Source organism: Faecalimicrobium dakarense (assembly GCF_000499525.1).
Taxonomy (GTDB): Bacteria; Bacillota; Clostridia; order Peptostreptococcales; family Peptostreptococcaceae; genus Faecalimicrobium; species Faecalimicrobium dakarense.
Genome location: NZ_HG529229.1, coordinates 21,772 through 34,005, shown reverse-complemented (window position 1 = coordinate 34,005; position 12,234 = coordinate 21,772). Strand labels below are relative to the sequence as shown.

Below are 12,234 nucleotides of genomic sequence, written 5' to 3'. Positions count from 1 at the left end.
TATTTTATTATTTTTTTTCATATAGACCACCTCTAATAATTCTTTTTTAAAAGAAAATCAATATTATTATATTTGTTGTATACACGACATCTTCCTTTAACAGTTTGTCGTGAAATTAATACACAAAAAAACAAAATTCACTTCGTTCGTTGCTTAAATTTAGATATTTAGATAATAAATTATCAATTAATATAGAAAAAAGGCTACAATACTAAACTTAGTATTGTAGCCTTTTTATATTTACTCGTATAATCCATAAACTAATATTTCTTTATTTTCTATCATTATTTTTCCATTTGCCATTACAGTATCAATATCTAGATTTTTATCTAATAAAATAATATCTGCATCTGATCCCTCTTTTATACATCCCTTTTTAGGATATACTTCTAAAGCTTTAGCTACGTTAGAAGTTATATAAGATAAACTTTCTTCTATACTAAAATCTAATTCTTCCACCATAGATTTAAACTCATCATGTAAACTTTTAACACTAGAAACTCCCATTTTAATTAAGTTCCCATCATCGTCATATTTTGACCAACTTCCATATCCATCAGAGCTTATAGTTATATTTTCTAAAGGAACATTATTTTCAGTTGCTCTTTTGATACACTTTCCTGGATTTAAATCTCTTTTCATTCCACAAGTTAAATCAATTTTACCGCCACGTTTTGCATAATCAAAAGCCTCTATTAAAAGTTTTTCTCTTCTATTTACATGAGTTGGCCTTATAGTCTTTATAGGTATTTCGGTTTCTTCTAATATTTCATTTACAGGTGAAATACCTTTCTTTCCATCTCCCATATGAAGTACTACAATTCCAGCCTTACCACTTAACATTCCAGCTACTCTAGCATCAGATGCTACTTTTATAAGCTCATCATTAGTAACATTTGGGGCTCTATGGTCTGATAGTGCCAACTTAACACCTATAATTTCATCTATAAAGCATATATCTCTTTTAACTGAATTCGTAAGTGTGACTGTCGGATATTCATATGAACCAGTATGTGCAAATACTGTTATCCCTTCTTCTTTTAAAGCTTTTGCTTTAGCAACTAAATTCTCTACACTTCTTGTAGTTCCATCTGTTCCTAAAAGCCCAACTACTGTTGTTATTCCAGCTGTAGTTAATTTAGTTAGTGTAATTTCAGGAGCTCTAGTCTTAAAGCTTCCTTCTCCTCCACCACCAGTTATATGTACATGTTGGTCTATAAATCCCGGAGTAAGTATTTTATCACTACCATCTATTATCTTTATTTTATTATTTTTAAACTCAATATTTTCTTCTATTAAAACAATTTTTCCACCACTTATAAATATATCTTTTTTACCAATATACTGCGGTGAATAAATATCTATATTTTTAATTAATATCATAAATTTATACTCCTTTAATAACATCCCTATCTTCTATATTTTTTTCACCATCATTTTTATCTAGTTTAGCTATACCAAATCCTGTAATGGCAAATATTATTGCAAATATTATACCTGTGTAATTAAGTATCGCCCATGGTAAGTATTCTAGTGTAGGTACACCTAATGTTGCTGCCATATAAGCACCTGCCGCTGACCACGGTACTAAAGGTACTATGACTGTACCAGAATCTTCTAATGTTCTTGATAAGTTTTTAGGATGTAAATTTTTCTTTGGATAAACATCTTTAAATAGTTCACCTGGTATAAGTATAGAAAGATATGAACTTCCTGTTACAAAAGCTACTGTAAAACAAGATACTATTGTAGCTATTATTATACCAACTGTAGATTTCACCTTTGACATTAATAAATCAAGTACTACATCAAGCATTCCAGAAACACTTACTATTCCTGCAAATCCCATAGCACAGAATATTAATACTGTTGTACTTGTAACTGAGACCACTCCACCTCTATCTATAAGCTTTACTACTTCGGCTATTGGCTCTCCAGCAAATCCAGTCATAGTGTATTTAAATCCTCCTACTAAAGATTCAAATCCATCTACAATATTAAAACCTTGAATAATAACTCCTAAAAATATAGTAAGTATGCTTACACCTAACATAGTAGGTATAGTAGGCCATTTTCTTAAAGATCCTAAAATCACTAGTACTATTGGAATTAATAGTATTATATTAAAATTAAACATTGATTCTAGTTGATTCATCATTGTATTAACTAACTCTGGAGTTACCATATCTCCAGATGCATTAAATCCAACTATTGTATAAACTATTAAAGAAACTGCTGCAGCTGGTAATGTTGTATATAACATATGTTTTATATGGTCATATAAATCACTTCCTGCTGCCATTGGTGCTAAGTTTGTAGTGTCTGAAAGCGGAGATAATTTATCACCAAAAAATGCTCCTGCAACTACTGCTCCAGCTGTAGCTGGTAGAGAAACTCCAAGTCCTCCTGCAATTCCCATCATTGCAACTCCAATAGTACCTGCCGCACCCCAAGATGTTCCTGTTACTATAGAAAGTATAGCTGATGCTAAAAATGCTGTTACTAATAAAAACTTTGGACTTATCATTTGAACTCCATAGTAAATTATCATTGGTACTGTACCTGCAAACATTAATGACCCTATTAAAAATCCTACACTCCATAATATTAAAGTTGCAGGTAAGGCACTTGCTATTTTATCAATTATAGCCTTTTGCATTTCTTGCCATGTATAACCTAGCTTTAATGCAATTATTCCTGCCACAAATGCCGATATAACCATTATTGGCTCTATCCTCATTTTAAACTTACCATAGCCTATAGTTAAGGAAACTATCATAAATACTATAGGTATTAGTGCCTGTGCTAACGTAGGCTTTTTCTTTGCTATATTACTCATATTTTATATCCTCCCTTTGTTATAACATTATGGATTTATATATAAGCAAATACTGTGCCAAGTTATGATTAACGTTATAGTATTTAAAAAATAAAGTATTTTTTAAATTTTCAATTAATTTTTAAAATAAAATAAGAAAAGTATCTTACTTTAAAAATGTGTACTTTTTATAGCTAAATAATAAAAAAGGGTTAAGTTTTTAACTTTTAACCCTTTTCATCCCATTTTCTTTAATTTTTGTCCCATTCAAACCTTTATTGACATCTATATACTCTTTTTCTTTTAATGTATTTATTATTCGTCTTAACTTACCTTCTCCTAAATCTATTCCTTCTTCATAAGAAATCATAGATAATGTCCTTCTTCCAATACCATCATATTTATAAATTGTTTTTAACACCCATAACTCATTTTCATTTAAATCATTTTCGATTTTATATTTATCTTGTTTTATACTTATATTATCTAATATATATTTAGGTAAATCTAAAACTTTTATTTTTAAGTTATCTTCTTTTATACTACTCAGATATTCAACTATATTTATAAGTTCTCTTACATTACCTGGCCAATTATAATCTTCAAGTACTTTAATAACATCTTCTTCAAAGAATTTTTCAATATCATAGTTTCTATTAAACTTTGATATATAATAGTTTAAAGTAAGCGCTATATCTTCTTTTCTATCTCTTAAAGGTATTGTATATATTGGCATTACATTTAATCTGTAATATAAATCTTCTCTGAAATTCTTATTTTTTACTTCCTCTAATAAATTTTTATTAGTTGCTGCTATTATTCTTATATCGACAGGTATAACATCTGTGCTACCAACTGGAGTTATTTCTCTTTCTTGTAATACTCTAAGCAATCTCGCTTGTAAATTAAGTGGTGCATCCCCTATTTCATCTAAAAATATAGTTCCTTTATGTGCTTTTTTAAATAAACCTTCTTTTCCACCTTTCTTTGCTCCTGTAAATGCACCTTCTTCATATCCAAATAACTCACTTTCTATTAAATTTTCAGAAAGTGCAGCAAAGTTAACAGCAATAAATGGATAATCACGTCTATCTGATTCGTTATGTATAGCTTGTGCTAATACTTCTTTACCTGTTCCAGTTTCACCTTGAATTAATACAGTAGAACTAGTCTTAGAAATTTTTTTAGATAACTTTATACTATCTAAAGTATTTTTACAATTCCCTATAATACTATCAAAAGTATATTTAGAGCTATTTTTAATGTTCTTTTTCTTCTTTCTTAATTCTTCATCAATTTTATGTATATTATCAACCTGACTTATAACAATCATATTCCCAACATAGTTTCCATCATTTCCTATTCTTTGTTTAGAAATTAAAAATTCTTGATTGTTTATTCTTACTATGTCATTCTTTAAATTTTCAAATATAGAGTATATATCTTTAGATATGATATTATTTCTATCTATATTTAGAAATTGTACTGCTTTTTCATTAAGAACTAAAACTTGATTTATAGAGTTTGTATATATTATACCTTCTCTCTGATTATCTAGTATACTAGTTAGCATATTTTTTAACTTTGTTGATTCATGAGCCATATTTATATACTTTTTAGATATCTCTACTATGTTTCTATAAAAATAAGAAGATAATAAATCCCCATACTTGTCTACCATATTTAATTTTATTAATATTTCTGTAATACTTGTTATATCCATTTGCCTAGATTGTATATCAATAACTTCTTTTATTTCTTTAGGGACAAATTGAGATTCTCCTGGTGTAACTGCTATGTTGGTTTTTTCATAACTTTCTATACCTGGATAATAAGGGAAGTATTTTATATGGTCTATACCTTGATTTTTAAGTTGCTTTATAGCTATTTCACAACTTTCTTTATGATCATTTACAAGTAATACTTTTTCGCCTTTTTTTATCTTAATAAGCTTATCTATAAAGTTATGTCTTATTGATCTTTTAACTACAATTTGATTTACATTTACTCCTAATTTATCTATCATCATTTTTCTTACTATTTCACTAGAGAATATTATCAAATCCCAATCCGGATTTATATCTAAATTTTTATCTATGCTAAATACGCTTATATCTATTTTTTCATCTAAAATACTTTCAAGTTGTTCTTTTATAGTTAAACCAGTGTCTTCTCCTAAAGATATTATTGCAATTTTTTTCATATAGTCCCCTCCTATCTGATTATGGCTTTATATAAAAATATAGGAGGAAATATTAATTTCCTCCTACTTAATAATTTATTTTCTTTGTGCAACTCTTAACTTAGCACTTCTAGATCTTGGGTTTACTTCTATTTCTTCATCACTTGGAATTATCGGTTTTCTAGTTACAACCTTTACTAATGATTCCTTATCACATTGACATAATGGGAAATGTGATGGGCATATACAATCTGATGCTAAATCTCTAAAAGCATTTTTAACTATTCTATCTTCTAAAGAATGGAATGTAATTATACATATTCTACCATCTTCATTCATTATAGATACTGCATCTTCTATCATTTTAGTTATTACACCTAGTTCATTGTTAACTTCAATTCTTATAGCTTGGAAAGTTCTCTTAGCTGGATGTGGTCCATCTATTCTAGCTTTTTTAGGTATAGCTCTTTTTATTATATCTACAAGCTCTCCTGTAGTCTCTATGTTTTTTTCTTCTCTAGCTTCTACTATAAATTTAGCTATACGCTTAGCCCAGTTATCTTCACCATAATCTTTTATTATCTTAGTAAGTTCTTCTTCACTATAAGTATTTACTACATCATAGGCAGAAAATTCACATCTTACATCCATTCTCATATCAAGTGGTGCATCTTGCATATATGAAAATCCTCTATCAGCTTCATCTAATTGATGAGAAGATACTCCTAGATCTGCAAGTACTCCATCTATTTTGTGTACTCCAATTTTTGCTAATTCTTCTTTTATATTTTCAAAGTTACTGTGAACAAATTTTACTCTATCACTATATTCACTTAATCTTTCCTTTGCTGTAGCTATAGCATTTTTATCTTGGTCAAATCCTATAAATAGACCTTTATCAGATAGTCTTTTTACTATCTCTTTAGAGTGGCCTGCACCACCCATTGTACAGTCTACATAAACACCATCTGGTTTTATATCTAAATTTTCTATGCACTCATTTAAAAGCACGGACACGTGATGAAATTCCATTTTATTATCTCCTTAATTACTACTTCTTTATTCTTCTATTTTATTTTTCTTTGATAAATATATATGAGCTATTATACCACCTACTACACCTACTAAGCTTATAACTTGAGCCATTCTAAGTGGTCCTATCATAAGGCTATCAGTTCTTAATCCTTCTATAAAGAATCTTCCTAGAGAATATAGTGTTATATAATAAACTATAATTTGTCCTTCATATTTCTTTTTCTTTCTAAATATCCATAAGAATATAAATATACCTAAATTCCATATAGATTCATATAAAAATGTAGGATGAACCTTCACTCCATCTACAACTATACCCCAAGGTAAGTCAGTTGGCCCACCATGAGCTTCTCCATTTATAAAATTACCCCATCTACCTATAGCTTGTGCTAAAGGCATACCTAGAAGAACTGTATCTGCCATTTTCCAAAAATCAATATTTCTAATTTTAGTAAATATGTATCCTGTAAGTATTCCTCCAATTAAAGCTCCATGAATGGCCATTCCTCCGCCTCTAAAGTTTAGAATTTGAGAAACGTTTTGAGAATAATATTCCCAATTAAATATTACATAATACAATCTTGCACCTAAAAGTCCTACTGGGATAGCAAAAATCGCTAAATCTAATACATCATCTTCTTTTATTCCAACTCTTTTTGCTTCTTTTATAGCTATAAGTGTTCCTAAAATCATACCTGTTGCCATAAGTACACCATACCACATTACATCTATGCCAAATATACTAAATGCTACTCTATCCATATTTTCACCTCTTATCTTTATTTTTTAATATTTTAAATAAGTTTATAATTATAATAAACTCAAAATTTGTATTTTTTATGAAGTATAATATGATATTTTAATAATATTAATATATCTTATATATGTTAATTATTCAATGTTAATAGTATTATATTTACTATTTTAGCTAAATTTTATAATATAGACATATTTATATTTAAGGTTTAAAATATTATCTGAAGTATATACTTGAGGTGGAAAAATGGATAAAAAATATTCAATGCCTATATATCATAAAATTGCTCTAGATATAGCCAATAAAATTTATGTAGGCGACATAGAAGAAGGCAGCTTGCTGCGTGGAAGATCATCTCTTGCTGGTACATACAATGTATCTCCAGAGACAATAAGAAGAGCTATGAAAATACTTGAAGATTTAGGTGTGGTTTCTAGTGTTAAAGGAAAAGGAATCTTGGTACTTTCTTCTTCTAAAGCTTTATCTTTTTTAAATAAGAACCAAAATATTACTAATGTCTCTTCATATAAATCTAACTTAAATAAACTTATGGCAACAAAATCTAAGTTAGAAAATGAAATAATTGATAATATAAATAAAATAATAGACTACTCAAGTAGGTTATCTAATATTAATCCTTTGGTTCCATTTGAGTTTGAAATTACAGATAAATGTAAATTTATAGGTAAAACTGCTGGAGAAACTAAATTTTGGCAACATACAGGCGCAACTATTGTAGGTGTTAAGAGAGATGGTGAACTTATAATATCTCCTGGTCCTTATATTGAATTTATGGAAAATGATATACTTATGGTCGTTGGTGACAGTAGTATACACCACTCAGTACCATCATTTTTATATGAACAGTCAAATGAAAATATATAAGTATTAAATTAACAAAAATACAGGCTATAATCTTAACAATTATAGCCTGTATTTTTATATTAGTTTTTAATTTTATATTATTGTTATTACATCATATAATTTTGTATTGCATTTTTTAATTTTTTAACTTTAGATTTTTCAGAAACTTCTTTTTTAGATTTTAATTTACTTTCTTTTACTTCTTCTCTTAATGCTTTAATAATCGATACCATACTAAGTAGCACTATTATAGTAAACGGAAATGCCGATACTATTGAAACTGTTTGTAAAGTTCCAAGTCCACCCGATAATAAAAGAGCTATTGCTAAAGTAGCTTGAACAACTCCCCAAATTATTTTTTTAGTACCACTTGGGTTTAAATCTCCATCTGATGTAAACATACCTAAAACATAAGTAGCCGAGTCTGCTGATGATATAAAGAATGTACAAAGAAGTACCATTGCAATTATAGATAAAATTTGACCAAATGGATACTTAGCAAATACTTCAAATAATGCTAATTCAGTTACTTTAGTAGCTGTAGTTGCAAAGTCTGCACCTAAGTTTATTCCAAGTGTACCAAATACTGTAAACCAAACTATACAAGCTATTGCAGGTACTAATGTTACACCTATTATAAACTCTCTTATTGTTCTACCTTTAGATATTCTTGCTATAAATATACCTACAAAAGGTATCCAAGCTATCCAAAGTGCCCAATAAAATACTCTCCACTGACCTATCCATTCTTTACTTGAATCCATATATAAACTTTGAGATACAAATTCTGTTACATATGCAAACATTCCATTTTGGAAATTATTTAACATATCAAGTTTCGGTCCTATTAATATAGCTCCTATTAATATAAATCCTGCTAAACTTAGGTTTATATTAGATAATATCTTTATTCCTTTATCTAATCCACTAGTAGAACTTAATATATAAAGTACAGTTGCAATTGCTATAATTATAATTTGTAATTTTATAGTATTTTCTATATTAAATACATATTCTAATCCTCCAGCAATTTGCATAGTACCCATTCCTAGTGATGTAGCTATTCCTGTTACAGTAGTAAATACTGCTAATATATCTATAGTTTTACCTATTGGTCCTTTTACGCCCTTTTCACCTAGTATTGGTAAAAATATACTACTTATAAGACCCGGAGCACCTTTTCTAAATTGGAAATATGCAAGTGCCAATCCCATTATAGAATATGCTGCCCATGGGTGAAGTCCCCAGTGTATAAATGACTGTTGCATAGCAAAAGTTATAGCTTCATTAGATCCTGAACTTGCTCCTATTGGTGCTATAAAGTGCTTCATAGGCTCTATAGCTCCAAAGAATACTAATCCAATCCCCATACCAGCTCCAAATAACATTGAAAACCAAGATAGATTACTAAATTCCGGTCTATCATCATCTTTTCCAAGTCTTATATTTCCATATTTACTAAATACTAAAAACAAAGCAAATAGTACAAGTAAAAGCATTGCTATTATATATACGAAACTGAAATTATTTATTATTACTTTAAATATACTGTTAGATATATTTTTAAATTCATTTGGAAAAATTATCCCTGTAAAAACAACGCATACCGATAGTATTAGCGATATTAAAAACACATAATTTTTCTTAATATTTTTATATATATTACTCAAAACACTCACCTCTATTCAAAAGAAACAACTTCTTTTTTTATTTAAGTTTTTTGTAACCTACAACCTGATTATATGTCGAAGTTGTATCTTTTGTCAATTAAGGCCCTTGTATTATACTATCTTTCATATAAGTTTTAACTATTGATATCACTACAGTATAGCTATATAAAAAAAATTATAAAATTTATATATATTTTTATAAAAATAACCTAATAAAATTACTATTATTGATAATAAAAAGTTTAAATTATGTCTATAAAAGCAATAGTAAATTTAGTTTCATTGCAATAAAAAAGCAAGGGTGTTTTTTAACATCCTTGCTTTTTTATTTGATTTATTTTTCACTAGGCTCTACTATAGATATTACGCAATATTCTTCTTTTAAATGAGAATTTAATCTTTCTACAACTTCATCAAAAGTTACTTCTTTTAATACATCTAAATAATCTAGTAAATTTATTTCCTTAAATTTATAAGATATAAAGTTATTAGCTATAAAGTTTACAGAGTCAAAATACTTTAAGAAACTACCTATTTTTTTCTTCTTAACTCTTTCAAACTCATCTTTACTTAAACCTTCATCTTTATATTTTTGTATATATTCTAATATAGTATTTTTAACAGCTCTTGGGTCTTTAGATTCGCCACCGATTATTGTAAACCCATAATCAACTTGAGAAGAGAATCCTCCTCCAAAGTTGTCATTTATAAGGCCTTTCATATATAAATCTTCAAATAGTAAACTACCTTTTTTAAATATCATATCTATTAATATTTCAGTAATTATTTCTTTTCTTAAAAGTTCAGTTCCCTTAATACCTACTTTATTATCTTTAAATGCAATATTAAAAGATGGCATAGAAACTGGGAATTTCGCAACAATTTCTTTTTGGTTAACGTGTTCTGGTTCCTCAGGATAAAACTTTTCTATTTTATCTGAAAGTTTAGCTACATCATAATGGTTAACTTTTTTTGCAACTTCCATAACTTTTTCTTCTTCTAAATCTCCTACAACAAATAACATCATGTTTCCTGGATTGTAGAAAGTATTATAACAAGTATATAATTCTTCTTTAGTTATTTTGTAAATACTTTCAACAGTACCTGCTATATCAACTCTAACTGGATAGTTTACATATAATGCTTTTAAACAGTTAAAATAGACATTCCAATCTGGATCATCGTTATACATTTTTATTTCTTGTTCAATTATACCTTTTTCTTTTTCTACATTTTCATCTGTAAAATATGGAGTTTGAACATAGTCTATTAAGTGTTCTAGACTCTCATAAAAGTTTTCAGTCGCAGAGAAAAGATATGCTGTCATTGTAAAGTTTGTAAATGCATTTGCGCTTGCTCCCCATTTAGAGAATTTATCAAATGCATTACCTCCATCGGGTTGTTCAAACATTTTATGTTCAAGGAAATGCGCTATACCTTCATTTACTCTTATTTTCTTGTCTTCACCAATTGGAATAAATTCTAATTCATTTGATCCATAGTTAGTTGCTAGTATTGCATATTTTTTAGTAAATCCATGCTTTGGCATAAAATAGACATCTAGTCCATTTTCTAATTTTTCATAATAAATTTCTTCTTTTAATATATCATTAACTATTTTCTCCATTTATGTCACCTCACTTAGTTTCTTAAGAAATAAACAGTATCAAGTTGTAAATCTTTAAAAGATTTAACTATATCCTCTACTGAAACATCAGATATATAATTGATTATATCTTCTACTGTAGAATTTGTTTTACTCATTCCTTGCGCAAAATAGAAATCGGACATTCCACCTATACTATCTGCTAAAGATCTCATAGAGTTTATTAATGCACTTTTACTATTATCTATTTCTTCCTTAGATATTTCTTTAGCTTTTAAGCTTTCTATTTGTTTTTTAACTAATTCTAATGTCTTTTCATAATTTTTAGTTTCTATACCTGATGATACAAATAATATCCCTTTATATTTTTCAATAGAAGAGTAGATATAGTAACATAAACTTTCTTTTTCTCTTATATTTATAAACATCTTAGAGTGAGGTCCTCCACCTAGTACGTTGCATCCCACTACTAAAGAGTAATATTTTTTAACATCACTAAAATCTATATTAGTTCTATATCCTATAACTAATTTTCCTTGAGTTATATCCATTTTATCAATTACTTCTTTAACTTCATCTACTTGCTTTTTATAATCTTCTCTTGGTATTTCTATTATATTACCTCTTTCAAAAGTAAAAGTATTATTTATTATATCAACTATTTCTTTTTCATTAAAATCTCCTTCTACCACTATATCTATTGGAGATGTTTTTAATATTTCTACATAATGATTATATAAATCTTGAGCGCTTATTTTATCTATCTCATCTTCATAACCATATTCACTTATACTAAATCTTTCATCTTTACACATTTCTTCAAATGCTCTTTCAAGGGCATATCTACCTTTATCATTTATAATCCCTTGTATTCTATCTCTTAAATTTACTTTTTCTATATCTAAATATTCTTTTTTAAACCCTCCTTCGACTATTAAAGGGTTGTTTACAACTTCATTTAAAAATTCTAATGTACTTTTAAGTATTTTTTCATCTAAATATTTTTCATTAGTACTTAGCATTTTAAAAGTTATAACTTGACGCTCTCCTCTTTTACTTACATCCGAAAGCATTGCTGAACCATATAAATCATCTAATTTATTAGATATTTCTCTTAAACTCGGATATTTTTCGCACCCACTAGTTATAATACTTGGAAGTAATGCATTTTTTGTAACTTCATTTTTATCTAATAGTCTTTGAATATATATACTAACTAGATTAGATTTGAATTTTTTAGCCGGTATTAGAGTTAGGTTAATATTATTACCTAAGTTTATTTTCTTAATGTCTTTTTCCATC

General features: G+C 27.8%; 9 protein-coding genes. 1 reads left to right on the top strand and 8 read right to left on the bottom strand.

Going from position 1 to position 12,234, the window contains the following annotated elements; translation table 11 throughout:
* Positions 1-240 precede the first annotated feature (240 nt).
* The 5 genes from iadA to lgt all read right to left on the bottom strand — a co-directional run bounded on the left by iadA (position 241) and on the right by lgt (position 6,797).
* Positions 241-1,383 carry a beta-aspartyl-peptidase gene (gene iadA / locus BN899_RS00745; protein WP_042271583.1) on the bottom strand — a complete coding sequence of 381 codons (1,143 nt, stop codon included), beginning with the start codon at positions 1,381-1,383 and terminating at the stop codon, positions 241-243.
* A 4-nt stretch (positions 1,384-1,387) separates the two neighbouring features.
* Complete coding sequence (nhaC, locus tag BN899_RS00740) at positions 1,388-2,839, bottom strand: Na+/H+ antiporter NhaC (protein WP_042271526.1); 1,452 nt, start codon at positions 2,837-2,839, stop codon at positions 1,388-1,390.
* Between the two features lie 199 nt (positions 2,840-3,038).
* Positions 3,039-5,021, bottom strand: a complete 1,983-nt coding sequence (locus tag BN899_RS00735) for a sigma-54 interaction domain-containing protein (RefSeq protein WP_042271523.1) — start codon at positions 5,019-5,021, stop codon at positions 3,039-3,041.
* Between the two features lie 75 nt (positions 5,022-5,096).
* A complete protein-coding gene (rsmH, locus tag BN899_RS00730; RefSeq protein ID WP_042271520.1) occupies positions 5,097-6,032 on the bottom strand; it encodes a 16S rRNA (cytosine(1402)-N(4))-methyltransferase RsmH in 936 nt (311 codons plus the stop codon).
* Between the two features lie 27 nt (positions 6,033-6,059).
* Positions 6,060-6,797 (bottom strand): prolipoprotein diacylglyceryl transferase, encoded by a 738-nt coding sequence (lgt, locus tag BN899_RS00725; RefSeq protein WP_042271517.1) that lies wholly within the window; start codon positions 6,795-6,797, stop codon positions 6,060-6,062.
* Positions 6,798-7,038: 241 nt separating this feature from the next.
* Here lgt and BN899_RS00720 point away from each other — a divergent pair, with 241 nt between their 5' ends.
* Positions 7,039-7,677 carry a TrkA C-terminal domain-containing protein gene (locus BN899_RS00720; protein WP_042271514.1) on the top strand — a complete coding sequence of 213 codons (639 nt, stop codon included), beginning with the start codon at positions 7,039-7,041 and terminating at the stop codon, positions 7,675-7,677.
* Positions 7,678-7,763: 86 nt separating this feature from the next.
* Here the strand turns inward: BN899_RS00720 and BN899_RS00715 are convergent, their stop codons facing one another.
* From BN899_RS00715 to yfmF, 3 genes are all read right to left on the bottom strand, one after another.
* Positions 7,764-9,326, bottom strand: a complete 1,563-nt coding sequence (locus BN899_RS00715; RefSeq protein WP_330362402.1) for a BCCT family transporter — start codon at positions 9,324-9,326, stop codon at positions 7,764-7,766.
* Between the two features lie 334 nt (positions 9,327-9,660).
* On the bottom strand, positions 9,661-10,953 hold the full coding sequence (gene yfmH, locus BN899_RS00710; RefSeq protein ID WP_042271511.1) for an EF-P 5-aminopentanol modification-associated protein YfmH: 1,293 nt from the start codon (positions 10,951-10,953) through the stop codon (positions 9,661-9,663).
* Positions 10,954-10,967: 14 nt separating this feature from the next.
* Positions 10,968-12,233: an EF-P 5-aminopentanol modification-associated protein YfmF gene (yfmF, locus tag BN899_RS00705; protein ID WP_042271506.1), complete on the bottom strand. Its 1,266-nt coding sequence runs from the start codon at positions 12,231-12,233 to the stop codon at positions 10,968-10,970.
* Position 12,234: the final 1 nt, after the last annotated feature.